23 protein-coding genes are annotated in these 23,918 nt (G+C 60.6%); 12 read left to right on the forward strand and 11 right to left on the reverse strand.

What is annotated here, in order from left to right; all coding sequences use genetic code 11:
- Positions 1-5: 5 nt before the first annotated feature.
- From AC3IT9_RS00290 to AC3IT9_RS00300, 3 genes are read left to right on the forward strand one after another with little or no spacing between them, the layout of a single operon-like run.
- The gene (locus AC3IT9_RS00290) at positions 6-1,076 is read left to right on the forward strand and encodes a COX15/CtaA family protein (protein ID WP_150728165.1); all 1,071 of its coding nucleotides are present in this window, start codon (positions 6-8) and stop codon (positions 1,074-1,076) included.
- Positions 1,064-1,963 (forward strand): heme o synthase, encoded by a 900-nt coding sequence (gene cyoE / locus AC3IT9_RS00295; RefSeq protein WP_095942983.1) that lies wholly within the window; start codon positions 1,064-1,066, stop codon positions 1,961-1,963. The genes AC3IT9_RS00290 and cyoE overlap by 13 nt, the downstream gene beginning before the upstream one ends.
- Entirely contained in the window at positions 1,960-2,595 is a 636-nt protein-coding gene (locus AC3IT9_RS00300; RefSeq protein ID WP_489271626.1) for an SCO family protein, read from the forward strand. Before cyoE ends, AC3IT9_RS00300 begins: the two co-directional genes overlap by 4 nt.
- Before the next feature lie 174 nt (positions 2,596-2,769).
- On the opposite strand, the gene AC3IT9_RS00305 is transcribed toward AC3IT9_RS00300, so the two are convergent.
- From AC3IT9_RS00305 to zur, 7 genes are all read right to left on the reverse strand, one after another.
- On the reverse strand, positions 2,770-3,543 hold the full coding sequence (locus AC3IT9_RS00305; protein WP_489271627.1) for a MetQ/NlpA family ABC transporter substrate-binding protein: 774 nt from the start codon (positions 3,541-3,543) through the stop codon (positions 2,770-2,772).
- 66 nt (positions 3,544-3,609) lie between these two features.
- On the reverse strand, positions 3,610-4,284 hold the full coding sequence (locus tag AC3IT9_RS00310; protein WP_008002212.1) for a methionine ABC transporter permease: 675 nt from the start codon (positions 4,282-4,284) through the stop codon (positions 3,610-3,612).
- Positions 4,284-5,291 carry a methionine ABC transporter ATP-binding protein gene (locus tag AC3IT9_RS00315; RefSeq protein ID WP_150728168.1) on the reverse strand — a complete coding sequence of 336 codons (1,008 nt, stop codon included), beginning with the start codon at positions 5,289-5,291 and terminating at the stop codon, positions 4,284-4,286. Before AC3IT9_RS00315 ends, AC3IT9_RS00310 begins: the two co-directional genes overlap by 1 nt.
- Before the next feature lie 350 nt (positions 5,292-5,641).
- Positions 5,642-6,358: a PA5502 family lipoprotein gene (locus AC3IT9_RS00320; RefSeq protein ID WP_489271628.1), complete on the reverse strand. Its 717-nt coding sequence runs from the start codon at positions 6,356-6,358 to the stop codon at positions 5,642-5,644.
- Positions 6,359-6,395: 37 nt separating this feature from the next.
- A complete protein-coding gene (gene znuB, locus AC3IT9_RS00325; RefSeq protein ID WP_046042679.1) occupies positions 6,396-7,184 on the reverse strand; it encodes a zinc ABC transporter permease subunit ZnuB in 789 nt (262 codons plus the stop codon).
- Entirely contained in the window at positions 7,177-7,962 is a 786-nt protein-coding gene (gene znuC, locus AC3IT9_RS00330; RefSeq protein ID WP_007989407.1) for a zinc ABC transporter ATP-binding protein ZnuC, read from the reverse strand. Before znuC ends, znuB begins: the two co-directional genes overlap by 8 nt.
- The gene (gene zur, locus AC3IT9_RS00335) at positions 7,962-8,444 is read right to left on the reverse strand and encodes a zinc uptake transcriptional repressor Zur (RefSeq protein ID WP_008045818.1); all 483 of its coding nucleotides are present in this window, start codon (positions 8,442-8,444) and stop codon (positions 7,962-7,964) included. Before zur ends, znuC begins: the two co-directional genes overlap by 1 nt.
- A gap of 66 nt (positions 8,445-8,510) precedes the next feature.
- Between zur and znuA the strand changes: the two genes are divergently transcribed.
- Positions 8,511-9,431, forward strand: a complete 921-nt coding sequence (gene znuA / locus AC3IT9_RS00340) for a zinc ABC transporter substrate-binding protein ZnuA (RefSeq protein ID WP_150728171.1) — start codon at positions 8,511-8,513, stop codon at positions 9,429-9,431.
- Between the two features lie 92 nt (positions 9,432-9,523).
- Here the strand turns inward: znuA and AC3IT9_RS00345 are convergent, their stop codons facing one another.
- Together AC3IT9_RS00345 and AC3IT9_RS00350 are read right to left on the reverse strand one after the other, a co-directional pair.
- Positions 9,524-10,474, reverse strand: coding sequence for a homoserine kinase (locus AC3IT9_RS00345; protein WP_489271630.1), 951 nt, complete (start codon positions 10,472-10,474; stop codon positions 9,524-9,526).
- Positions 10,475-10,534: 60 nt separating this feature from the next.
- Positions 10,535-10,822 carry a DUF2782 domain-containing protein gene (locus tag AC3IT9_RS00350; protein WP_150728173.1) on the reverse strand — a complete coding sequence of 96 codons (288 nt, stop codon included), beginning with the start codon at positions 10,820-10,822 and terminating at the stop codon, positions 10,535-10,537.
- A gap of 74 nt (positions 10,823-10,896) precedes the next feature.
- Between AC3IT9_RS00350 and polA the strand changes: the two genes are divergently transcribed.
- Positions 10,897-13,701, forward strand: coding sequence for a DNA polymerase I (gene polA / locus AC3IT9_RS00355; RefSeq protein WP_489271631.1), 2,805 nt, complete (start codon positions 10,897-10,899; stop codon positions 13,699-13,701).
- A 345-nt stretch (positions 13,702-14,046) separates the two neighbouring features.
- On the opposite strand, the gene yihA is transcribed toward polA, so the two are convergent.
- Positions 14,047-14,691 (reverse strand): ribosome biogenesis GTP-binding protein YihA/YsxC, encoded by a 645-nt coding sequence (gene yihA, locus AC3IT9_RS00360; RefSeq protein WP_057712595.1) that lies wholly within the window; start codon positions 14,689-14,691, stop codon positions 14,047-14,049.
- A gap of 191 nt (positions 14,692-14,882) precedes the next feature.
- Between yihA and AC3IT9_RS00365 the strand changes: the two genes are divergently transcribed.
- The 7 genes from AC3IT9_RS00365 to AC3IT9_RS00395 all read left to right on the forward strand — a co-directional run bounded on the left by AC3IT9_RS00365 (position 14,883) and on the right by AC3IT9_RS00395 (position 22,120).
- Complete coding sequence (locus tag AC3IT9_RS00365) at positions 14,883-15,173, forward strand: c-type cytochrome (RefSeq protein ID WP_008002190.1); 291 nt, start codon at positions 14,883-14,885, stop codon at positions 15,171-15,173.
- Between the two features lie 45 nt (positions 15,174-15,218).
- Positions 15,219-15,848 carry a c-type cytochrome gene (locus tag AC3IT9_RS00370; RefSeq protein ID WP_353741799.1) on the forward strand — a complete coding sequence of 210 codons (630 nt, stop codon included), beginning with the start codon at positions 15,219-15,221 and terminating at the stop codon, positions 15,846-15,848.
- A gap of 200 nt (positions 15,849-16,048) precedes the next feature.
- Positions 16,049-16,690 (forward strand): thiol:disulfide interchange protein DsbA/DsbL, encoded by a 642-nt coding sequence (locus AC3IT9_RS00375; protein WP_150728177.1) that lies wholly within the window; start codon positions 16,049-16,051, stop codon positions 16,688-16,690.
- Between the two features lie 14 nt (positions 16,691-16,704).
- The gene (locus tag AC3IT9_RS00380) at positions 16,705-17,583 is read left to right on the forward strand and encodes an endonuclease/exonuclease/phosphatase family protein (RefSeq protein ID WP_489271634.1); all 879 of its coding nucleotides are present in this window, start codon (positions 16,705-16,707) and stop codon (positions 17,581-17,583) included.
- A complete protein-coding gene (locus tag AC3IT9_RS00385) occupies positions 17,580-19,559 on the forward strand; it encodes a GGDEF domain-containing protein (protein ID WP_489271636.1) in 1,980 nt (659 codons plus the stop codon). Before AC3IT9_RS00380 ends, AC3IT9_RS00385 begins: the two co-directional genes overlap by 4 nt.
- A gap of 91 nt (positions 19,560-19,650) precedes the next feature.
- Positions 19,651-20,430, forward strand: coding sequence for an N-acetylmuramoyl-L-alanine amidase (locus AC3IT9_RS00390; protein ID WP_150753726.1), 780 nt, complete (start codon positions 19,651-19,653; stop codon positions 20,428-20,430).
- 76 nt (positions 20,431-20,506) lie between these two features.
- Positions 20,507-22,120, forward strand: coding sequence for an EAL domain-containing protein (locus tag AC3IT9_RS00395; protein WP_489271637.1), 1,614 nt, complete (start codon positions 20,507-20,509; stop codon positions 22,118-22,120).
- Positions 22,121-22,127: 7 nt separating this feature from the next.
- On the opposite strand, the gene AC3IT9_RS00400 is transcribed toward AC3IT9_RS00395, so the two are convergent.
- A complete protein-coding gene (locus AC3IT9_RS00400; RefSeq protein WP_489271638.1) occupies positions 22,128-23,918 on the reverse strand; it encodes an ATP-binding protein in 1,791 nt (596 codons plus the stop codon).

Raw genomic sequence — 23,918 nt, forward strand, 5'->3', positions numbered from 1 at the left:
TCGTCATGGCCAAGCCTGGATTTCGCCTCGCGCTGTTTGCCACCTTGCTGGCACTGATTGTGGTGTTGCTCGGCGCTTACACCCGCCTGACCCACGCCGGCCTCGGCTGTCCGGACTGGCCCGGCTGCTACGGTTTCATCAGCGTGCCGAAAAGCGAAGCCCAGCTGGCCCACGCCGAATTGCATTTCCCGGACGCTCCGGTCGAGGCCCACAAGGGCTGGAACGAGATGGTCCACCGCTACTTCGCCGGCACGCTGGGGCTGTTGATCGCGGTGTTGGCCGGTCGTGCGTGGATGCATCGCCGCCATCCCGGGCAACCGGTGAAGCTGCCGTTGTTTCTGTTGGCGGTGGTTGTTGGCCAGGCCGCGTTTGGCATGTGGACGGTAACGCTCAAGCTCTGGCCGCAGGTGGTCACCGGGCATTTGCTGGGCGGCTTCGCGACCTTGAGCCTGTTGTTTCTGCTGACCTTGCGCCTGTCCGGCGTACTGCCGGCGCTGACCGTGCCACGACGTTTGCAACACTGGGCGACGGCAGGGCTGTTGCTGGTGATCGGGCAAATCGCCCTCGGTGGCTGGGTCAGTTCCAATTACGCCGCCGTGGCCTGCATCGACTTTCCGACCTGCCACGGCCAGTGGTTGCCACCGGCCGACTTCGCCAACGGCTTTCACCTGACCCAACACATCGGCCCGAACTATCTTGGCGGACAACTGGATAGCGACGCCCGTACGGCGATTCACCTGACCCATCGCATCGGCGCGTTGCTGGTCACCCTGGTATTGCTCGGTCTGGCCTGGCAACTGAAAGCGGTCGGCATGACGCGCCTGGCAGGCCTGGTGCTGATCACCCTTGGCGCACAAATCACCCTGGGCATCAGCAACGTGCTGTTCCATCTGCCGCTGCCGGTGGCCGTCGCACATAACGCGGGCGGCGCGGCGCTGTTGCTGACCATGGTGCTGGTCAATTACCACGCCCGAACCAGTCTGGTCCGGGTCAAGCAAGCGCGCTGGCACTTCAGCCCGCGTAAACACTCAGCCGGGCCCATAACAATAAAAGGAGAGATGCCATGGCGATTCTGATCGGCGAACGTCCCAGTCAAGCGATCTGGCGTGACTACCTGGAACTGACCAAACCCAAAGTCGTGGTGCTGATGCTCATCACTTCGCTGGTGGGGATGTTCCTTGCGACCCGTGCCGGAGTGCCGTGGACGGTGCTGATTTTCGGCAACCTGGGCATCGCCCTGTGTGCCGGTGGCGCGGCGGCGGTCAATCATGTGGTGGACCGGCGCATCGACGCGGTGATGGCGCGCACCCGCAAACGGCCGCTCGCCGAAGGCCGGGTTTCGCCGACCGCAGCGCTGACGTTCGCGCTGGTGTTGGCGGTTCTCGGACAAGCCATGCTGCTGGCGTTCACCAACCCGCTGACAGCGTGGCTGACTCTCGCCTCGTTGCTTGGCTACGCGGTGGTCTACACCGGATTCCTCAAGCGCGCGACCCCGCAGAACATCGTCATCGGTGGTCTGGCCGGTGCCGCGCCGCCGTTGCTCGGCTGGACCGCCGCCACCGGCCACGTCAGCGCCGAACCGCTGCTGCTGGTGTTGATCATCTTCGCCTGGACCCCGCCGCACTTCTGGGCGCTGGCGATCCACCGCAAGGAGGAATACGCCAAGGCCGATATCCCGATGCTGCCGGTCACCCATGGTGAGCACTACACCAAGATTCACATCCTGCTTTATACCTTCGCATTGCTTGCCGTCAGCCTGATGCCTTATGTGATCCACATGAGCGGCACGCTCTACCTGGTCTGCGCGCTCGGGCTGGGCGCGCGGTTTCTGCAATGGGCCGTGGTGCTGTACCGTGGCACTCGGCCGCACGCGGCGATCAACACGTTCAAGTACTCTATTTACTACTTGTTCCTGCTGTTTATCGCCCTGCTCGTAGACCACTACTTACTGTTGAACCTATGACTCGAACCCAGAAAACCGTCTTCATACTCGTCGCCCTGGTCGCACTGATCCTGGGCCTGACCGTCAACAAGGTGCTGTCCGGGAAAAACCAGGGCGATCCGACGGCGCTGATCGACGCCGGCATCATCTTGCTGCCGCAGAGCCGTAATCTGCCGGACGTGACGATGACCAATCAGGACGGCCAGCCGGTCGCGATCAATGAATTGAAAGGCAAGTGGAGCCTGCTGTTCTTCGGCTACACCTTCTGCCCGGACATCTGCCCGACCACCCTCGCCCAGTTGCGGCAGATCAAGAGCGAGTTGCCGCCCGAGGCTGTGGATAAATTGCAGATCGTGCTGGTCAGCGTCGATCCGAACCGCGATACACCCAAGCAACTGAAGCAGTACCTAGGCTACTTCGACCCGCAGTTCATCGGCCTGACCCCGGCGTCGACCGATGAATTGCAAACGATCGCCAACGCGGTGAGCATTCCGTTCATTCCGGCGGACACCAGCAAGCCGAACTACACCGTTGACCACAGCGGCAACCTCGCCGTGATCGGGCCGGACGGCACGCAGCGTGGATTTATTCGGGCGCCGTTGAACAATGCGAAACTGGTGACGCAGTTGCCGGTGATGCTCAAGCGCAACTGAAAACACCACCAAACCCTGTGGGAGCGGGCTTGCTCGCGAAAGCGGTGGTTCAGCCGACATTGATAGTGGCTGACACACCGCTTTCGCGAGCAAGCCCGCTCCCACAGGGGCCTGTATTTCAAGGCACAAAAAAGGGGACGCACTTGGCGTCCCCTGTTTCGTTGCAGCAGCCAATCAGAACGCGGGCACCACCGCGCCTTTGTACTTCTCGAGAATGAAGGCCTTCACTTCCGGGCTGTGCAGGGCAGCGACCAGTTTCTTCATCGCTTCGCTGTCCTTGTCGTCCGGGCGAGCCACCAGGATGTTCACGTAAGGCGAGTCGCTGCCTTCGATGAACAGCGCGTCCTTGGCCGGATCAAGCTTGGCTTCCAGCGCGTAGTTGGTATTGATCAGCGCCAGGTCGACCTGGGTCAGCACGCGCGGGATGGTCGCGGCTTCCAGTTCGCGGATTTTCAGGTCCTTGGTGTTCTCGGTGATGTCCTTCACGGTCGACAGGATGTTGTTCGAATCCTTCAACTTGATCAGGCCCGCCTTGGCCATCAGCAACAGTGCACGGCCGCCATTGGTGGCATCGTTCGGGATGACCACGGTGGCACCGCCAGGCAGTTCGGCAATGGTCTTGTACTTGTTGGAGTAAGCGCCCAAGGGCTCCAGGTGCACGCCGGCCACGGAAACCAGGTGGGTGCCCTTGGCCTTGTTGAACTCATCCAGGTACGGCTGGTGCTGGAAGAAGTTGGCGTCCAAGCGCTTTTCCGCGACCTGCACGTTCGGCTGGATGTAGTCGGTGAATACCTTGACCTTCAGGTCCACGCCTTCTTTGGCCAGGGCCGGCTTCACGAATTCGAGGATCTCGGCGTGTGGCACCGGAGTGGCCGCGACGGTCAGGGTGTCGGCCGCGTGGGCCGAGAATGCGGCAACAGCAGCGAAGGCGACGAGTAGTTTTTTCATTCAGCTAACTCCTTGTGCGGCACCGTTTCCGGCGCCTGCCAGCGTATGGCCGGCTCATGTCTTGTCTTATTTACGGGAGAAATGCACAACCAGTTTGTCGCCGACGGTTTGCAGCACCTGGACCAATACCAGCAGCAATACCACCGTCACGACCATCACATCGGTCTGGAAACGCTGATAACCGAAACGGATCGCCAGGTCACCCAGACCACCGGCGCCCACGACACCGGCCATCGCCGTGTAGGAAACCAGTGTAATGGCTGTCACCGTAATCGCCGCGAAGATGCCCGGACGCGCCTCCGGCAGCAAGGCATTGGTGATGATCTGTCGCGTGGTCGCACCCATGGCCTGGGTCGCTTCGATGATGCCGCGATCCACTTCACGCAGGGCGGTTTCCACCAGGCGCGCGAAGAATGGCGTGGCACCCACCACCAGCGGCGGGATCGCACCGGCGACACCCAGGGACGTGCCGGTGATCAACACGGTGAACGGAATCATCACGATCAACAGGATGATGAACGGCAGCGAACGCAGGATGTTCACCACCAGCGACAACATCGCGTAGACGCCTTTGGCTTCCAGCAACTGGCGCGGGCTGCACAGGAACAGCAGCACGCCCAGCGGCAAGCCGAGCAACACGGTGAACAACAGCGAACCGCCGAGCATCAGCAGGGTGTCGCCGGTGGCCAGCCAGATTTCGAACCAGTCGATATTAGCGAAGAAACTTGTCAGGGCTTCCATTAGCGCAGCACCTCCATGTGGACGTCGGCTGCGGTGAAGCGGGCAAAGGCCGCTTCCATGTCACCGCCAGTCACGGCCAGGGTCAGTTGCCCGTAAGGGATGTCTTTGATGCGGTCGATACGACCGGCCAGGATGCTGTAGTCCACACCGGTTTCCCGGGCGACGGTACCCAGCAGCGGCGCGTAGGTCGCTTCGCCCTGGAAGGTCAGACGCAGGATGCGCCCCGGTACGTGAGCGAAGTCGTCACGCTGTTCGCTTTCGTCGATCTGCTCGTCTTCCTGCACGAAGCGCTTGGTGGTCGGGTGCTTTGGATGCAGGAACACCTCGGCCACCGAGCCTTGCTCGACGATCACGCCAGCGTCCATCACGGCTACCTGGTCGCAGACCCGGCGGATCACGTCCATCTCGTGGGTGATCAAGACGATGGTCAGTTTCAGCTCGCGATTGATCTCGGCCAGCAATTGCAAGACCGATGCGGTGGTTTGCGGGTCCAGGGCGCTGGTGGCTTCATCGCACAGCAGGATTTTTGGCTTGGTCGCCAGGGCTCGGGCAATGCCGACACGCTGCTTTTGCCCACCGGACAATTGCGCGGGGTACTTTTTCGCATGGTCGGACAAACCGACCCGTGCCAGCAGCTCGGCCACGCGCGAATCGATCTCGCTGCGCGACAATTCGCCGGCCAGGGTCAGGGGCAGCGCGACGTTGTCAGCGACAGTCTTGGAGGCCAGCAGGTTGAAGTGCTGGAAAATCATCCCGACCTGTTGACGGAAGCGGCGCAGGCCGTTGGCGTCGAGTGCGGTGACTTCTTCACCGTCGACGGTGATCTTGCCGCCGCTGGCGTTTTCCAGGCGATTGATCAGACGCAGCAGGGTACTTTTTCCTGCGCCGGAATGACCGATCAAGCCGTAAACCTGCCCGTTCTCAATCGTCAGATTGGTCGGATGCAGGGCGGGGATTTCCTTACCGGCGACGCGGTAGGTTTTATGGACGTTTTGAAACTCGATCACGTAGCGAACCTTGTGGGGCGCGTTAGAAAAGGATCAGCGGTTAGCCGGGCGCGCATTTTAGCCTGTCCGTATAGAGGTTCTTAGCATTTATTTCGCATTTGTCCTGTCATTTGGCAATAACGCGATCAAAGGTCAGGAAAAAGGAACGGCTAAAGAAGCTCGCCCAAGGCAGAAGGCAACTTCGACCTGCTGGGCAGCATCGGGTTTGGGGCAGGGAGGCGAAGGCCAAGGCGATTCAGGCCTGAGAGTTTTACTGCCAGATAGGACGCCTTCGCGGGCAAGCCCGCTCCCACATGGGGCCTGCGGCGGTCACAGATCCAATGTGGGAGCGGGCTTGCTCGCGAAGCTTTTTAAGGTTTACGAGGCGTCAGAACCATCTGCGCCGGAACACTGCGCAAAATCTGCCGTTCCAGCTTCAGATCAAACTCAGGATCGAGTTTCTTCACCCGTTTGGTCAACAAGTTAGCCAGCCAAGGGTAATCGTTGGTGCGTGGAGCCTGAATGCTCACGTCGCATTGAAAATTCACCACATCGGCGGCGATGGCATCCAGTTGGCGACGCAGTTTGCCCATATCGTTGATATTCAGCACGACCGTGGTGCTTTCAGCCGTCAGGTCGATAACCTTGGCTTTTGGCTTGGCTTCGGCAGCCTTGAGGGCGGCTTCGGCTTTTTCCAGCTCGGCCTTGCGCGCCTGGGCAATCGAGCCGTTGACTCCGCCGGTCAGTGCCGGAGCCTTGGGCATCAATGCGCGGGCACGGCTCAGGGCGGTCGCGGCGGCATCCACATCACCCTTTTGCAGCACGCTCTGGCTGCGGCGCAGATAGGCTTCGGCCAACTGCCGCTGGTATTGCTCAAGGGACGCATCGTCGGGCGATGCGGCCTGCAAGGCTGCCAATTGGTCTTCGGCGATGGCCAGTTCATCGCTGGCGATGTTTTGTTCCAGCTGTACGATGGCCGTGGCCCGCGCATCGGCGGCCTCGGTGGCCGCCGGTGGCGTGCTTTGGCAGGCGCCCAGCAGCAAAGAAAATGCGACAAGGAGCAGATAACGGGAGGCGAACGACTTCATTCCTGCGACTCTCTATTTGCGCAAAAAACGAGCAAGTCTACACCCCTCGACGGGGCAGAACAAAACTCAGCAGAAATAGCGCGGCGGCCGTCACCACAATCGACGGGCCGGCCGGGGTGTCCTTGAACCAGGACAGCGCCAGCCCGCCACACACGGCGAGTATGCCCAGCAGGCTCGCGCCCAGTGCCATCTGCTCCGGCGAGCGGGCGTGACGTTGTGCTGCAGCAGCCGGGATGATCAGCAACGAAGTGATCAGCAATACGCCGACTATTTTCATCGCCACGGCAATCACCACGGCGATCAACAGCATCAGGGCCAGGCGCAATCCCGCCACCGGCAGGCCTTCGACCCTGGCCAGTTCTTCGTGCACTGTGATTGCCAGCAATGGGCGCCACAACGCAACCAGCAAGAGCAGTACCGCAGCGCTACCGCCAAGGATCCAGGCCAGATCGGTCGGGCTGATCGCCAGCAGGTCGCCGAACAGATAAGCCATCAGGTCGATCCGCACTTCGTGCATGAAGCTTAGTACCACCAGGCCCAGAGAGAGCGTGCTGGGTGCGAGAATTCCCAAAAGCGTGTCGGATGCCAGCGGCTGGCGTTGTTGCAAAGTCACCAGCATCACCGCCAACAGCAAGCAGCCTACGGTCACGGCAACGGTCGGGCTGACATCCAGCAGGAAGCCCAGGGCCACGCCGAGCAATGCCGCGTGGGACAGGGTGTCGCCGAAATAGGCCATGCGCCGCCAGACCACGAAAGACCCCAGCGGGCCTGCAACGACAGCCAGGGCCAGGCCTGCAAGCAGGGCGTAGAGCAGAAAATCAGCCATGCTTGCAGCTATCTCCGTGAACATGGGGTTGGCCCGAGGCGGGCGCCTTGACCACCGAGCCATGCAAATCGTGGGCGTGGTCGTGGTGGTGGTGATAAATCGCCAGGCTTTGTGCGTTCTTTCCGAACAGTTCGACGAAAGCCGGATCGCCGCTGACCTGCTCGGGATGGCCGGAACAGCAGACGTGACGATTGAGGCAAACCACCTGGTCCGTGGTGCTCATCACCAGATGCAAATCATGGGAAACCATCAGCACACCGCAACCGTGACGGTCACGCAGGCGGGTGATCAGGCTGTACAGCTCAGCCTGGCCGGCGACATCGACACCCTGTACCGGTTCGTCGAGCACCAGCAGTTCAGGTTCGCGCAACAAGGCCCGGGCCAGTAACACGCGTTGCATTTCGCCACCGGATACGCTTTGCACCGGGCTGTCGATCACCTGTTCAGCGCCGACTTCCTTGAGTGCCGCCAAGGCCATCGCACGGTCCACGCCCGGCACCAGGCGCAAGAAACGCAGGACCGACAGCGGGAGGGTCGGATCGACATGAAGTTTTTGCGGCATGTAACCGACCCGCAGTTTCGGCTTGCGCCAGACGCTGCCGCTGTCCGGTTTCAACAGGCCGAGCACGGCACGCACCAGGGTGGTTTTGCCAGCGCCGTTGGGGCCGATCAGGGTAACGATCTGCCCCGGCTCGACGCTCAGCTCGATGTTGTCCAGCACCGGTTGCCCGGCGAACGTGACGGCAACCTGCTCAAGACGGATCAGTGCGTTGCTCATCAAGCCCCCTGGCAACCCGAGCAGAGACCGACCACTTCAACGGTCTGGCCTTCGACGACAAACCCGACATCCCTGGCGCTGGCGATGATCGCGTCGCTGATGGATTTTTGCTCAAGTTCGATCGCAGCGTGGCACACACGGCAGATCAGGAACTGACCCTGGTGAGCATGTTCCGGGTGATTGCAGCCGATGAAGGCGTTGAGCGAGGAAATCCGATGGACCAGGCCGTTTTCCAGCAGGAAATCCAGCGCGCGGTACACCGTCGGCGGCGCGGCGCGGCGACCGTCCTGCTCGCTGAGGACCGCGAGAATGTCGTAGGCACCCAGCGGCTTGTGGCTTTGCCACACCAGTTCCAGCACCCGCCGGCGCAACGCGGTCAGGCGCAGGCCTTGACGTGCGCACAGTGCATCGGCCTCGGACAAAGCGCTGTGAACGCAATGTGAGTGGTCGTGGGGACGGCTGGCGATCGGTGTTTTTAGCATGAGCGGCGACGACGTTTGTGAGAGACGTTATTATGTTACCCGTTCTCGCCTCTTCGAGTGGTCATCGTGTCCCGACTTTTTTCTGTTTTTGTCGCATTTATCGCAAGTTTTCTGCTGATCGGTTCGGCGCAGGCCGAGGTCAAGGTCCTGACCAGCATCAAGCCTCTGCAATTGATCGCCGCGGCGGTGCAGGACGGCGTGGCGATTCCTGAGGTTTTGCTGCCGCCGGGTGCTTCGCCGCATAACTATGCGTTGCGCCCTTCCGACGTGCGCAAGGTGCAATCGGTGGACCTGCTGTACTGGATCGGCCCGGACATGGAAGGCTTCCTGCCACGTGTGCTCAATGGTCGTACGTTGCCCAACGTCGCCGTGCAGGATTTGCCAGGCATGAAACTGCGCCGCTTTGCCGAAGATAGCCACTCCCACGCTGAAGAAGCCGACGAACATGACCACGATCACCGTCCGGGCAGCCTGGATTCACACCTGTGGCTATCGCCGGTCAACGCCCGGGTCATCGCCACGAAAATGGCCGCTGACCTGAGTGCCGCCGATCCTGACAATGCCGCGCGCTATCAGAGCAATCTGAAAGCCTTCGACGAGCGTCTCGATGCGTTGGATGCGCGCCTGAAGAAACGCCTGGCCGATGTTCAGGGCAAGCCCTACTTCGTATTCCACGAAGCCTTCGACTACTTCGAAGACGCCTACGGCCTCAAGCACGTGGGTGTGTTCAGCGTCGCGGCCGAAGTGCAACCCGGGGCCCAGCATGTCGCGGCGATGCGCGCGCGTTTGCAGGAAGTCGGCAAGACCTGCGTGTTCAGCGAACCGCCGCTGCGGCCGCGCCTGGCGGAAACCCTGGTGGCGGGTTTGCCGGTGAAACTGGCTGAACTGGATGCGCTGGGCGGGTACACGCCGGCGACTGCCCAGGGTTATGAGCAGGTGTTGGAGAAATTGGGGAATGATCTGGCGGGGTGCCTGGAGTCGTTGTAATTCGAAAAAAGGTGGCGCCCCCCATTCGCGAGCAGACTCGCTCCCACAAGGATCACCGTGAACCTGTGGGAGCGAGCCTGCTCGCGAAGCTTTTAAAGGGCGAAAGGCAACGGTGTATTGACCGTCTGCCGCTGCGCCAGGCGCAACTGGAACTCCATCGGATCGTGAATCAACACGTCCTGCCCGGCGAACGACTCCGCCGCGATCAAGCGGGACAGCCAGAACCGTACGCAAGCCACCCGCAGCAGGGTCGGCCACAACTCGGCTTCGGCAGCGGTGAACGGTCGCAAGGCCGCGTAAGCGCCGAGCAAGGCCCGCGCTCGCGGTCCATCGATCACGCCATCGTCGTCCGAGCACCAGTCGTTCAAGGCAATCGCCACGTCGTAGAGCATCGGCCCGGAGCAGGCATTGTAGAAGTCGATCAGCCCGGTCAGGTGCGTGCCTTCGAACATCGCGTTGTCGCGGAACAGGTCGGCGTGAATGTTCGCCCGCGGCAGTGCCAGGATTTTTTCTTTCTGCCGGGTGATTTCTTCCAGCGCCCGTTGCAGCAAGTCTTTCTGTTCGGCACCGAGGTGCGACAAAAATTGCGTGCCCTCTTCCAGCATCCAATCCAGGCCGCGATCGGTTTTGCGCTTGATCATGTTGGCCTGGGTCGCCAGGTGCAGATGGCCGAGCAGCTCACCGACCTGCGCACAATGTTGCGCGTTGGCTTGCTTGATGTGCTTGCCGGCCAGGCGTGGTTGCAGCAGCGCTGGTTTGCCCGCCAGTTCGCGCAAGGCCACGCCGTCGGTGGTGCGCAAGGCGTAAGGCACCGGCAGGTTTGCGCCGTGCAGCACGTCGAGCAGTTCGATGAAGAACGGCATTTCCTGAACCGGACCGCGCTCGATCAGGGTCAGGACAAATTCGCCCTGCTCCAGGCTGATAAAGAAATTGGTGTTTTCGCTACCGGCGGCAATCCCCTGGAAATCAAGCAGGCGGCCGAGGCCATAAGGGGCGAGAAAAGCTTCCAGCTCGGGCCGAGCCAGGGGGGTGAACACAGACATGTTTAAACTGCCAGTACGGGCGCCGCTGTTGAGCCAGCGCCGATTAAAGTTAAGGACGACTTACCACTTAAAAATTTCCCACGCCGGAATCAGCATATCCGGGTAGTCGGAGCGGATGAAGTTTCCCTCTGAACCATCCGCGCGCACCAGGAAATACGGCTTGCCAATCTTCGGGGTGACCTTGATGGCGTACAAAAAGCCGTTTTGCCGGTATTCCTGAATGGTTTTATCGCCTTCCGTGCGAATGGTCACATCCGGGTCTGCCGATGGCGCATCGTCCGCCGCCATCACGGCCAATGGTGCGATTGCAAACAAGCCAGCCAGCAACAGGCGATTTAGTGTGCGCATGATAACCTTGTCCCTTTGTCGTCAACGGTCCCGCTATTCTAGCGCCGGACCCGCCGAAAAGGTTGATCCTGCTCATGAGCCAAGCCCCCCTCGTCCTGGTGGACGGTTCTTCTTACCTGTACCGCGCCTTTCACGCGCTGCCACCGCTGACCACGTCCAAAGGCCTGCCGACCGGCGCGGTCAAGGGCGTGTTGAACATGCTCAAGAGCCTGCGCAAGCAATATCCGAATAGTCCGTTCGCCGTGGTGTTCGACGCCAAGGGTGGGACTTTTCGCGATGACATGTACGCCGAATACAAGGCCAACCGTCCGAGCATGCCCGACGACATGCGCGTGCAGATCGAGCCGCTGCACCAGAGCGTGATCGCCCTGGGCTTCCCGCTGCTGTGCGTCGAAGGCGTCGAGGCCGATGACGTGATCGGTACCCTGGCCCGCAGCAGCGCGGCGGCGGATCGTCCGGTGATCATCTCTACCGGTGACAAGGACATGGCGCAACTGGTCGACGGTCACATTACCTTGGTCAACACCATGACCGGTAGCAGCATGGACGTGGAGGGCGTGAAGGAGAAATTCGGCGTCGCTCCGGAGCAGATCATCGATTATCTGGCGCTCATGGGCGATTCTTCCGACAACATTCCGGGCGTTCCGGGCATCGGTCCGAAGACGGCTTCCGGCCTGCTGGTCGGCGTGAACGGCGGCCTGAACGAGCTCTATGCGCAGCTCGACATCGTGCCGACCCTGCCGATTCGCGGCGCCAAGACCCTGCCGGCCAAGCTCGAAGAGCACAAGGAGATGGCATTCCTCTCCTATCAACTGGCGACCATCAAGGTCGACGTGCCGCTGGACGTTGGGCTCGACGACTTGCAAATGGGTCCTGAAGATCCGGCCAAACTCTACGAGCTGTACACCCTGCTGGAGTTCAAGAGCTGGCTGAACGACCTTGATCGCGACGCCAAACGCCTGGAACTGAGCGCTGCCGCCGAGCCTGCACCGGCCGCCGATCTTTTCAGCGAACCAGAGGCCGAAGCACCGGCCGCCGCTGCTGAAGCCGCCTATGAAACCATCCTCGATCAGGCGCGGTTCGATGCCTGGCTGGAAAAACTGAACAACGCCAAGCTGTTTGCCTTCGACACCGAAACCACCGGCATCGATGCGCAGCAGGCGCAACTGGTGGGCCTGTCGTTCGCGGTTCAGGCTAACGAAGCGGCCTACATCCCATTGACCCATTCCTACATCGGCGTGCCGCAGCAGCTGGATCGTGACACGGTCCTGCGCGCGCTCAAGCCGATTCTGGAAGACCCGAACAAACTCAAGGTCGGCCAGCATGCCAAGTTCGACATGAACATCCTGGCCAACTGCGCCATCGGCGGCGATCAGGACAACGGCATTACCGTGCGTGGCATCGCCTTCGACACCATGCTTGAGTCCTACGTGCTCAACTCCACGGCCACGCGCCATGACATGGACAGCCTGGCGCAGAAGTATCTGGACCACACCACGGTGAGTTTCCAGGACATCGCCGGCAAAGGCGTGAAACAGCTGACATTCGATCAGATCGCCCTGGAGCAGGCCGGGCCTTACGCCGCCGAAGATGCGGATATCACCTTGCGTCTGCACCAGACCCTGTTCGAAAAGCTCTCGGCCATTCCGAGCCTGGCCAGCGTGCTGACCGACATCGAAATCCCGTTGGTGCCGGTATTGGCGCGTATCGAGCGCCAGGGCGCATTCGTCGACGCCGCCTTGCTGGGCGTGCAAAGCATCGAACTGGGCGACAAGATGGTGGCGCTGGAGCGTGAAGCCTTCGAGATTGCAGGGGAGGAATTCAACCTCGGTTCACCCAAGCAACTTGGCGTCATCCTTTACGAGAAGCTCGGCTTGCCGGTACTGAAGAAAACCGCCAAGGGCCAGCCGTCTACTGCCGAAGAAGTGCTGGCCAAACTGGCAGAAGACGACTATCGATTGCCCAAAGTGCTCATGGAATACCGCTCAATGAGCAAGCTGAAAAGCACCTACACCGACCGTCTACCGGAGCAGATCAACCCGCGTACCGGGCGGATCCATACCTCGTATCACCAGGCGGTGGCGTCCACCGGGCGGCTGTCCTCCAGCGATCCGAACCTGCAGAACATCCCGGTGCGCACCGCCGAAGGGCGGCGCATCCGCCAGGCCTTCGTGGCCCCGGCCGGTTACAAGCTGCTGGCGGCGGACTATTCGCAGATCGAACTGCGGATCATGGCGCACCTGTCCCGGGATGAAGGGCTGATGAACGCCTTCCGCCACAATCTGGACGTACACACCGCGACCGCCGCCGAAGTGTTCAAGGTCGAACTGGCCGACGTGACCTCCAACCAGCGTCGCAGCGCCAAGGCGATCAACTTCGGTCTGATCTATGGCATGGGTGCGCAGAAGCTCGGCAAGGACATCGGCGTCGACACCAAGACCGCCAAGGCCTACATCGATACCTACTTCGCCCGGTACCCCGGCGTTCGCCAGTACATGGACCGCACGCGTGCCCAGGCCGCCGAGCAAGGCTATGTCGAGACCTTCTTCGGCCGTCGCCTGTACCTGCCGGACATCAACTCCAACAAGCCGCAAGAGCGCGCCGCCGCCGAACGCACGGCGATCAACGCACCGATGCAAGGCACCGCAGCAGACATCATCAAGAAAGCCATGGTCGCGGTGGATAACTGGCTGACCGCGTCGGGCCTCGATGCCAAAGTCATCTTGCAGGTACACGATGAACTGGTGCTCGAGGTGCGTGAAGACCTGGTCGACCGGGTTCGCGATGAAATTCGCGTGCACATGAGCGAGGCGGCGAAACTGGATGTGCCGTTGCTGGTCGAAGTGGGTATTGGAAATAACTGGGATGAGGCTCACTGAGGCCTTTGAACAGACCTTTTCTGCTGCGGCATAGTGCCGCGGCAGAAGGGTGCAAAACAGCTCAGTCCGGAAGGCGATCAGAGTTATTTCAAAGCTATTTGAAAAAAATCTGAACTAATCTTGCACACCACCACTCAGAGATACTGAATGGCTGGTGAAGCCCTTCGATGCTCCTATGTTGTGTTAAGTGTTGGCAGATATCTGGACCCCGCCCTAGCGGTCTAGAGCTTCAACCCCGGAACTTCTCCCTCCCCATATGAAGCCCGGGGTTTTTTTTGCCCCGAGAAAAACTGTCCGTGATGCGCTTTTGCCTTGCCTGAGCGCACCACAAACAGTTTTTGATATTTATTGAATCTCTGCTTCGGCACCCTTGTCCGCCAGCTCCATCCAGCCAGCCAGTACGGTGTAGGCATCTTCCAGGCCCATGCGTTTCGGGGCCGAAAACAGCTGGATTGTCACCAGATCGCCCCAGCCCTTGCGGATTTCCGCCTGAACCTTGAGCAGCGTGTTCTTGGCCGCGCCATAGGTCAGCTTGTCCGCTTTGGTCAGCAGAATGTGCATCGGCATGCCGGCAGCCACTGCCCAGTCGAGCATCAGCAGGTCGAAATCGGTCATCGGATGGCGGATGTCCATCATCAGGATCAGACCTTTCAAACTCTCGCGACCACCCAGATATGCCTCCAGGTGACGCTGCCAGTGTTGCTTGAGCGGGATCGGTACTTTTGCATAACCGTAGCCCGGCAGGTCGACCAGACGGCGTTCATCGTCTAGCTTGAAGAAGTTCAACAGCTGTGTGCGCCCCGGGGTTTTCGAGGTGCGCGCCAGGCTGGCGTGGGTCAGGGTGTTCAAGGCACTCGACTTGCCGGCGTTGGAACGCCCGGCGAAGGCGACTTCGAAGCCCTCGTCATCCGGACATTGGTCGACTTTGGCGGCGCTGAGCATGAAGGTGGACTGTTGGCACAGACCGAGGATGGGATTCTTGAGTTGCATGGGATTTCCGATGTGGGCGGCGCCAGGAATGGGTGCGGCAAGCAGTGTCGCTTCCGTTTCAGTGACGCCAGTATATAATGCCGCAGATTTTGTGTGCGCTTTGTCCCAGCGTAGGATGAAGTTCACGAGAGCGACAGACCTTGATTGCGCACTAGAACGCAGCTCGCTCTCAACCCTGAAAAGGTCGTTTTATGACGAAATGGCTGCTAGCTGCCGGTGTCTTGATGCCGCTTTACAGCGCTCAGGCTACACAGGATCCGGAAGCTGTGTACAACCGTGTTTGTGGTGCCTGTCATTCCGGCCAACTACCCATGGCGCCGAAAAAAGGCGATCAGGAAGCTTGGACGCCGAGGTTGGCGAAAGGTATGGAGACGCTGGTGCAACACGTGACCCAGGGTTTCAAGGCGATGCCGCCGCGTGGTTTGTGCATGGACTGCAGTGCCGAGGATTACCAAGCCATCATCCTTTGGATGAGCGAGTAAGCCCGGTCCATAACTCTTAACCCTTAGCCGTAGTTGGATTAGCTGATGAAGAAATTGATCGTGAGTCTGCTGTTGACCGTGGGCATCTCCGGCATGGCCCATGCTGCAGGTGAGGCAGTACAACCGGGTGATGCAAAAGCCGGCCAGGCCAAAGCCGCCGTCTGTGGCGCCTGCCACGGCCCGGATGGCAACAGCATGGCGCCAAACTTTCCAAAACTGGCAGGTCAGGGTGAACGCTACCTGACCAAGCAATTGCACGACATCAAGTCGGGCAAGCGCACCGTTCTGGAAATGACCGGTCTGCTGACCAACCTGAGCGATCAGGACCTGGCGGACATCTCCGCCTACTTCGCCAGCCAGAAAGGCAGCGTCGGTGCCGCCGATCCGAAGATCGTCGCTCGCGGTGAAGCCCTGTTCCGTGGTGGTGACCTGGCCAAGGGCCTGCCAGCCTGCACCGGTTGCCACTCGCCAAATGGCACAGGTAACGCGGCTGCCGGTTTCCCGCACCTGGGTGGCCAGCACGCTCAATACGTCGGCAAGCAACTGGTCGATTTCCGCAAGGAAGAAGGCGGCCGCACCAACGACGGCGATACCAAGCCCATGCAGAGCATTGCCAAGAAGCTGAGCGACGAAGACATCGCCGCGGTGTCCAGCTACATTCAGGGCCTGCACTAAGGCCGGTGGATCGGGCGTTGAACGGGGTGCTTATCGCCTGCAACGTTAACGCTCGATTAATCCGTCCCGGCAAGTATAAAAAGGGTGGCCTTGGCCGCCCTTTTTTGTGGCCGCTGCCGCTACACTAGAGAACTCAAGCCCGCCAGGATCTGTCTGATAACAAGTCGCGCGAGGCGATAAAATTTGTCCAGGAGTAAAGCATGCGTAATCTGATCATCAGCGCCGTTTTTGCCGCTGCCAGCCTGTTCGGCATGACTGCCCAGGCCGCTGACGCCCCCGCCGCACCTTATGTCGAACTGAGCAATCCGGTTCCGGTCGCCGTACCTGGCAAGATCGAAGTGGTAGAGCTGTTCTGGTACGGCTGCCCGCATTGCTACGCCTTCGAGCCAGTAATCAATCCCTGGGCCGAGAAGCTGCCTTCGGACGTGAACTTCGTCCGTATCCCGGCCATGTTCGGTGGCCCTTGGAACGCACATGGCCAGTTGTTCCTGACCCTCGAAGCGATGGGTGTCGAACACAAGGTCCATACTGCGGTGTTCGAAGCGATCCAGAAAGAACATAAAAAGCTGACCGACAAGAATGACATGGCAGATTTCCTGGCCACACAGGGCGTCGACAAGGATAAATTCCTGGCGACCTTCGATTCTTTCGCCATCAAAGGCCAAATCAACAAAGCCACTGAATTGGCCAAAAAATATGAAATCACCGGTGTTCCAACCTTGATCGTCAACGGCAAATATCGCTTCGACGTGGGTTCTGCCGGCGGTGCCGAACAGGCCCTGCAACTGGCCGACAAACTGATCGACAAAGAGCGAGCGGCTAACAAGGCTGCCGCCAACTAAGGGCAGTCACTGCCATGCGCCGATGGGGTACTGAACGCATCGTTGGCCTGCATGATCCGCGGGTCAACGAGCATCATCTGGAGTCCACGGGCCTGCCCGCAGACAGTCGTCTGCGCTTGCTCAGTTTCAATATCCAGGTCGGCATCAGTACCGAGCGCTATCGGCATTACCTGACCCGGGGCTGGCAGTATCTGCTGCCGCACACCGGGCGTGCCGACAATCTGCAGAAAATCGGCAATCTGCTGGGCGACTTCGATCTGGTCGCCTTGCAAGAGGCCGATGGCGGCAGCCTGCGATCAGGCTACGTCAATCAGGTCGAACACCTGGCCCATCTCGGTGCCTTTCCCTACTGGTATCAACAACTCAATCGCAATCTCGGTCGCCTGGCCCAGCACAGCAACGGCGTGCTCAGCCGATTGCGCCCGTGGGCAATTGAAGATCATCCGTTGCCGGGGCCAAAGGGTCGCGGAGCCATTCTGGTACGGTTCGGCGAAGGCCCGGAAGCGCTGGTGGTGGTCATGATGCACCTGGCGTTGGGCGCCCGGGCGCGCAGCCTGCAACTGGCCTACATCCGCGAGTTGATTGGGGACTACAAGCATCAGGTACTGATGGGCGACATGAACACCCATGCCAGTGACCTGCTGCAACATTCCCCGTTGCGCGATCTCGGTCTACTCGCGCCGCAACTGGAAGCAACGTTTCCCAGCTGGCGCCCACAGCGCTGCCTGGACCATATCCTGCTGAGCCCGAGCCTGACCCTGGAAAAGGTCGAGGTGCTGGCACAGCCCATTTCCGATCACCTGCCGGTCGCGGTAGAGATTCGTTTGCCGGGTTCGCTCACGGCCGATGCATTGCCCGCGTTGAGTCCTGCCCTTCGCGGAACCCATGAATGAGCGACGAAGCACAGCGCTGGAAAGAGAAATACCTCAAAAGCATCGAACAACAGGAAAAACTCGAGCGTCGCTGGGACGCACGGCTCGACTTGCTGCGTCGCGGGCTGGTGCGTAGCACCCTGGCGGCGGAAGGTACTGACCGCGCCGTTGACCAATGCATGAAGGAAATGCGCGAGGTCGTGCGCACCGATGACATGGACGCCGGCCTGGCCGCGCTGATTCCGCGCCTGGAAAAAGCCGTGCTCGACTCCGAACAGCGTCGGGAAACCCGGGTCAACCAGACTAGTGCCGCCCTGACTGCGCTGGTCACGCAACTGCAAACATTGCCGCTGCCACGGGATGTGAGTCGGCCACTCAAGAGTTTCGCCAAGCAGCTGGATGCGCGGGTCAGTCAGGCGCGTGAGATACCCTTGCTGCTCAGCGAGCTGAGCGGCTTGCAAGGCAAGGCCCTGAGCCAGCTGGAGACCCCGACGGAGAACGGCCGGCCGGGCTTGCTGCTGCGGTTGTTCGGCGGGCGTGAAGTGCAGGAGGTGGTGGCATCAACGGCTACTTCTCCTGCCCAGGCCTCTGTAGCCGAGAACCCTGCGGCAACTTTCGAGGTACCCCCTGCTGCGCGAGTTGAAGGCGAGTCTGCGCCGACGGAGCCAGCCGTGGCTGCATCTGCTCCGGCAGTCGTGGCTTTTGCCCCAGCACCTGTGGAGCCTCAACCAGCCAGTGCAACCGCGGCAGAAATCGGATCGGCCGAGCAACCGACCCCGGAAACCATCGCGACGCGTCCTGAGTCGCAAACAAACCCCGACGAGCTGACCGCGCAAGCATCGCCCGATAGCTTGCCCTTACCTCCGATTCCGACGCAGGACGTGGTCGTCGTCGATCAGGCGCCATCCGAACACGACATTCTCTACGCACTCCCGGACTCCCCCGAGCCCTCCTACAGCTCGGTGGCCAGTCACATCGAAGACACGCTGCTGGGGCTGCTCGACGACCTGACATTGCCCGAGCGTCATCGCCCGCAAGCCGAATCCATGCGCGATCGTCTGAAAAACGGTCTGAACTGGTACGAATTGCTGCCGATCCTCGACGACTTCGCCACGTTGATGCTGGCCATTACCGACAGCGGCCAGCATGAGTTCGAAGCCTATCTGCAACGACTGAACGAGCGCCTCGAATCGTTCCAGAGCAACTTGCAGGCCGCGACCGCTGGACACGCCGACAACCGCTCGGCTGCGCGGCAGATGGACACGCAGATCCGCGAACAGGTCGATGGCCTGCAAAGCAGCATGCAGGAAGCCGCAGACCTGGAAGATCTCAAGCACGTTCTGGAAAACCATCTCGAAGGCTTGCTGGGCACCATGGACCAGCACCAGAAACAGCGCGATGAGCGCGAGCAAGAGGTCGCTGTGCGCCTGCACAGTCTGGCCGAGCGGGTCGCCCATATGGAGCAGGAGGCCCAGGGCTATCGCGAGCACCTTGAAGAACAACGGCAGAAGGCATTGGTCGACCCGTTGACCGGGCTGCCCAACCGCGCGGCCTGGAGCGAGCGCCTGGATCATGAAGTCACGCAATGGCAGCAACATGGCAACACGCTGCTGCTGGCCATGCTCGACCTCGATCATTTCAAGCGCATCAACGATAACTACGGGCACCTGGCCGGTGACAAAGTGCTGAAAATCATCGCCAGCGTGTTGCGCAAGCGGCTGCGCGGGACGGATTTCATTGCCCGGTTTGGCGGTGAAGAGTTTGTGCTGTTAATGCCATCCACGGTGCCGGCGGCGGGGCTGAAGTTGTTGGAAAGCTTGCGTGCCTCCATTGAGGCCTGTCCGTTCCACTTCAAGGGAGAGCCGGTGACCATCACCGTGTCTATCGGGATGACGGCGTTCAGGCCGGGTGAGCACGGCGATCAAGTGCTTAAAAGAGCCGACCAGGCGCTGTATCGCGCAAAAAATGCCGGCCGCAACCGCGTGGAGCCGGGCTGATCGTCAATTGTTCCATTTTGTTTGATTGCCGTCAGCCCGCCAGGCACTACGTTACACTGTTGCATTATTGTCTTGTGTGTACTTTCTTCCCATGAAATATTTTGCTCTGATCGCGTCACTGATTCTGCTGGCCGGCTGCGCCAGCGGTCCCCGTTTCGACACCAGCCACCCTTCGGCCAATTACGACAGCCGCGTGCAATTTGTGGTGGTGCATTACACCAATGCCTCGCTGGAGCGTTCGTTGCAATTGCTGACCCACGGTGAAGTCAGCAGCCATTACCTGATCGGCGACGACAAGGGCGCCACCATCTACAAGCTGATGGATGAAAATGTGCGGGCCTGGCACGCCGGGGAGAGCGAGTGGGATGGCCGGACCTGGCTGAATTCCAGCTCCATCGGTATCGAAATCGTCAATCCGGGGTTCAAGGACACCCCGACCGGACGCGTGTGGTATCCCTACACCGAAGATCAGGTCCAGTCGTTGATCGTGTTGCTCAAGGACATCAGCAAACGCCACGGCATAAAGCCTCGCGACATCATTGGCCATAGCGATATTGCACCAATGCGCAAGCTGGACCCGGGGCCGCTGTTCCCCTGGAAGCGTCTGGCCGCCGAAGGCTTGGGCCTCTGGCCGAATGAGCAGTCGGTGGCGCGCCAGCAAATGCTGTTCGCCGAGCAGTTGCCGAGCATCAGCTGGTTTCAGGCGCAGTTGGCCCGCCTGGGTTATGCCTCGCCACAAACCGGTGAGCTCGATGTCGCGACACGACATGTGATCGCGGCATTTCAGATGCGTTTCCGTCCGGCGCGCTTCGATGGCACTCCGGATGCGCAAACTGCCGCGCTACTTTTGGTGTTGAATCAGACAAAATAATGACGCCCGCCCGACGGTCAGGGCTTTTTTCCAATCAGCAGCTATAACTCATTGGTAATCCTTCGGATATTACACAATGACTGTTGCTCGAGAGACCCTCCGTAGTTGGTTCCATCGCCCCTGGTTCCTGGGGCTGATGTCTACTGTCTTGAGCGCAACGTTATTGATGGCCGGCAGCCTGTTCGTCGCCATACACCAGGTCGAGCAAAACGAAAGCGAAGAAATGAATGCTCAGGGCGAACGCTTCCTCGCCCGCCTCGAACAGCTCTTCGGGCAACTGCGTGAAAGCCTTGACGACCTTGAAGCGCAACCGTTGCGCGGTTGCGATGCTGAAATGATCGCAACCTTGCAACAGGTTTCGTTCAATTATCGCTTCGTCTACGAAGCCGCCTACATGGACTCCTCGCGAATCTGCTCCAATCGTCCTCGCCAGGAAGGGCTGTCGCTGAGTCGATCGCCAGACATCAAAGGCCCGACTTACAGCTACTGGCTCAACACCACCACCGAACCCGATGAAAACCGCGCTGCGCTGATGCTCGGGCGCGGGAATTTCCGGGTCGCGACCTCTCGCGGGCATTTGACCGATATGGTCGACCTGTCTCCGGGCAGCAGCCTGCTGGTGGTCCTGGACCATGGCGCGCGGGCGATTCCGGTGCTCGGCGCTTCTCAGGTCTGGCCGCCGGCCGAGGCCTGGCCACCGAAAAACCGTGATGCGCTGCAGATCACCCAGACACGCCTGATATACCGCATGCCGACCGACAACCCGGAATATCAATTGGTGTTGATCAGCCCACGCACCGGCATGCATATCCCGGCGGTCTGGTGGTGGTTGCTGCCGGCCAGCCTCGCGCTGGGCATATGCGTTGGGTTCCTGGTGTTTCTGTTGGTGCGCCAGCGGCAGTCGCTGGACGCCGAACTGGCCGGCGCGATTCGCCGTGGCGAGTTGCAGGTGCTGTACCAACCGATCTTCGACCTCGATAGCCGCAACTGTGTCGGGGCTGAAGCACTGCTGCGCTGGCGCAGGCCGGACGGCACCCTGACCAGTCCCGACCTGTTCATTCCGATGGCGGAGAACACCGGGCAGATTCGCCAGATGACGGACTTCGTCCTGCAACGCCTGCTCGAGCAACTCGGCCAGTTGTTGCGTGCCAACCCGCAACTGTACATCTCGGTCAATCTCGCGGCGTGTGATGTGATGGTTCCGCGGATTGGCCAGGTGATGGCGCGGCTGCTGACCCTGCATCGCGTCGCTGCGCGGCAAATTGCCTTTGAAGTCACCGAGCGCGGGCTGGTCGATGTGGTGGTGGCCCGGGAAAACCTGCAAGCGCTACGGGATGTCGGGCACCAGGTGTTGATCGATGACTTTGGCACCGGCTATTGCAGCCTCGCCTATTTGCAGACCCTGCCGGTCGATTGCCTGAAAATCGACAAGGCGTTCATTGATGCGTTGGGTCATGACGCCGCCAGCAGCGGTGTGGCTCCGCACATCATTCACATGGCCCAATCGCTGCACCTGAAGGTGATTGCCGAGGGCATCGAACATGAGGCCCAGGCCGAGTTCCTGTGCAGTGAAGGCGTGAAGTTCGGCCAGGGCTGGCTGTTCGCCCGCGCGCTGAGTGCAGTGCAGTTCACTGAATTGATTACCCGGGGGCGGCGTCGGGCAGGCCGGCGCCTGGATGACGAAGCGTGAGGGTGACCTAAACGGTCAGCGCCATGTAGAACTGAGTACCCTGCCCCGGCCGTGAATAGACGCCTATCCGCCCGCCATGCAATTGCACGATTTCCTTGCACAGCGCCAGGCCGAGCCCGGCACCGCCCTTCTTGCGTCCGACCTGCACGAACGGTTCGAAGATCCGCCCTTGCTGGCCGTAGGCAATGCCTTCGCCGTTGTCCTCGACACTGATGATGACCCGGTCACCGTGGCGCCGGGCCTGCAAGCGTATCTGCCCGCCGGAGCCGGTGTGACGCAAGGCGTTGTCGAGCAAGTTGTCGAGTACCCGGTCCAGTTGTGGCTGGTCGGCCTGTAACCGCGGCAAAGGCCCCTGCACCTCCACCAGCAGATTGATTTCCTTCTCTTCGGCCGATGTGGCAAAGCGTGACTGAGCCTGTTCCAGCAATGCCTCGATGGAACACGGCGCCAGGGTGAGTTTCTGCAAACCGTTCTGGTAACGGGAGAAATTCAGCAGGTCATTGATCAACTGCATCAGCCGCTGCATCTCTTCATTCACGGTATCGAGCAGGTCGGCTTCCCGGGAATCCGGGGCAAAGTGCGCGCGCTCACGGAACAATCCGAAGGCCATGTGCATGCCGGTGACCGGTGTGCGCAATTCATGGGAGGCGCGCAATACGAATTCGCTGCGTACCCGTTCGAAGGCACGCTGTTCCGTGACGTCATGCAGCACCATCACGGCACCGAGAATATGGCCCTGGGTATGGCTGACCGGGGTCAGGCTATAGGTCAGCAGTCGCGACTCGCCATCGACTTCGACACTCAAGTCTTCCGGCGCCCGTTCCAGCGTGCCGCCGCGCAGCACCAGTTGCAGCTGCTCATCGAGTTCGGGGCGCTCCAGCGCCGCGCCCAATCCTTGACCCAGACGATCGGACTCCCAGCCCAGCTGACGCTGGGCCACGGGATTAAGGTGTTCCAGATGACCCTGACGGTCGATCATCAGCAGGCCGTCGTCGATGCTGTCGAGCACGGCCTGCAAACGCTGCTGACCGGCCAGCAGCTCATCGACATTGGTGGCCTGATGTTCACGCAGCGCTTGGGCCATGATCCCGAAACGCCGGGTCAGCTGGTTCAGTTCCATCGCCGAAGAAATCGGCAGGGTGACATCGAAATTGCCCTGGCCGATATTGTCCGCCGCCTTGGCCAGCGCCTCGATGGGCTCCCCGAAACGCCGGGCGATGGCCTGCGCGGTCACGAAGCCGATGATCAGCACCGCCAGCCCCACCAGGCCAAGCAGCCCGGCAATCAGCAGTGCCTGCTCCCGGGACTGGCGCTCGGTTTCGCTGATGTTATCCAGCGCGCGCTTGTGCTCGGCGATCAGACCATTGCGTAGCGCGTTGAATTTTTCCGTCAGGTTGTCGTGGCTACTAAGCACATTCGACGGGTCCGGGGACGTTTCATAAGCCTGGATAAAGCTCTCGTAGTCGGCTTTGGCTTTTCTGAAGCCGTAGTCGCTTCCGGTTTCTACCGGCTCCTGGGCGATGCCCTCCTCCAGCAGTTCGAAGTAATGCTGCTTCGAGGCGGCGAAAGCGGCGGAGTCAGGCTTCTCGCTGAGCATGATGATCAGTTGATCACCCAGGGTCTGACGCAGCTTGAGCCCCAGGTCCAGGGTGATGAAGTTACTGCGGATCAGTACTTCCTGGCTGCCGGCCATCTGCATCACGCTGACCAGCCCGAGCAAGAGCCCGAGCAACGCGACGGTGATCAGTGCGGAGATGCTCAGGAAAAGCCGGGTCCGCAATTTCAGCGCCAGTTTCAT

The sequence above is a fragment of the Pseudomonas sp. KH_046_1 genome, from assembly GCF_057839025.1.

What these genes read in the sequence shown, in the direction of transcription:
- AC3IT9_RS00290 (WP_150728165.1), top strand. Translation starts at nt 6, where the DNA reads ATGGCCAAGCCTGGATTTCGCCTCGCGCTGTTTGCCACCTTGCTGGCA.
- cyoE (WP_095942983.1), top strand. Translation starts at nt 1,064, where the DNA reads ATGGCGATTCTGATCGGCGAACGTCCCAGTCAAGCGATCTGGCGTGAC.
- AC3IT9_RS00300 (WP_489271626.1), top strand. Translation starts at nt 1,960, where the DNA reads ATGACTCGAACCCAGAAAACCGTCTTCATACTCGTCGCCCTGGTCGCA.
- AC3IT9_RS00305 (WP_489271627.1), bottom strand. Translation starts at nt 3,543, where the DNA reads ATGAAAAAACTACTCGTCGCCTTCGCTGCTGTTGCCGCATTCTCGGCC.
- AC3IT9_RS00310 (WP_008002212.1), bottom strand. Translation starts at nt 4,284, where the DNA reads ATGGAAGCCCTGACAAGTTTCTTCGCTAATATCGACTGGTTCGAAATC.
- AC3IT9_RS00320 (WP_489271628.1), bottom strand. Translation starts at nt 6,358, where the DNA reads ATGAAGTCGTTCGCCTCCCGTTATCTGCTCCTTGTCGCATTTTCTTTG.
- znuB (WP_046042679.1), bottom strand. Translation starts at nt 7,184, where the DNA reads ATGGCTGATTTTCTGCTCTACGCCCTGCTTGCAGGCCTGGCCCTGGCT.
- znuC (WP_007989407.1), bottom strand. Translation starts at nt 7,962, where the DNA reads ATGAGCAACGCACTGATCCGTCTTGAGCAGGTTGCCGTCACGTTCGCC.
- zur (WP_008045818.1), bottom strand. Translation starts at nt 8,444, where the DNA reads ATGCTAAAAACACCGATCGCCAGCCGTCCCCACGACCACTCACATTGC.
- AC3IT9_RS00345 (WP_489271630.1), bottom strand. Translation starts at nt 10,474, where the DNA reads ATGTCTGTGTTCACCCCCCTGGCTCGGCCCGAGCTGGAAGCTTTTCTC.
- AC3IT9_RS00350 (WP_150728173.1), bottom strand. Translation starts at nt 10,822, where the DNA reads ATGCGCACACTAAATCGCCTGTTGCTGGCTGGCTTGTTTGCAATCGCA.
- polA (WP_489271631.1), top strand. Translation starts at nt 10,897, where the DNA reads ATGAGCCAAGCCCCCCTCGTCCTGGTGGACGGTTCTTCTTACCTGTAC.
- yihA (WP_057712595.1), bottom strand. Translation starts at nt 14,691, where the DNA reads ATGCAACTCAAGAATCCCATCCTCGGTCTGTGCCAACAGTCCACCTTC.
- AC3IT9_RS00365 (WP_008002190.1), top strand. Translation starts at nt 14,883, where the DNA reads ATGACGAAATGGCTGCTAGCTGCCGGTGTCTTGATGCCGCTTTACAGC.
- AC3IT9_RS00370 (WP_353741799.1), top strand. Translation starts at nt 15,219, where the DNA reads ATGAAGAAATTGATCGTGAGTCTGCTGTTGACCGTGGGCATCTCCGGC.
- AC3IT9_RS00375 (WP_150728177.1), top strand. Translation starts at nt 16,049, where the DNA reads ATGCGTAATCTGATCATCAGCGCCGTTTTTGCCGCTGCCAGCCTGTTC.
- AC3IT9_RS00380 (WP_489271634.1), top strand. Translation starts at nt 16,705, where the DNA reads ATGCGCCGATGGGGTACTGAACGCATCGTTGGCCTGCATGATCCGCGG.
- AC3IT9_RS00385 (WP_489271636.1), top strand. Translation starts at nt 17,580, where the DNA reads ATGAGCGACGAAGCACAGCGCTGGAAAGAGAAATACCTCAAAAGCATC.
- AC3IT9_RS00390 (WP_150753726.1), top strand. Translation starts at nt 19,651, where the DNA reads ATGAAATATTTTGCTCTGATCGCGTCACTGATTCTGCTGGCCGGCTGC.
- AC3IT9_RS00395 (WP_489271637.1), top strand. Translation starts at nt 20,507, where the DNA reads ATGACTGTTGCTCGAGAGACCCTCCGTAGTTGGTTCCATCGCCCCTGG.
- AC3IT9_RS00400 (WP_489271638.1), bottom strand. Translation starts at nt 23,918, where the DNA reads ATGAAACTGGCGCTGAAATTGCGGACCCGGCTTTTCCTGAGCATCTCC.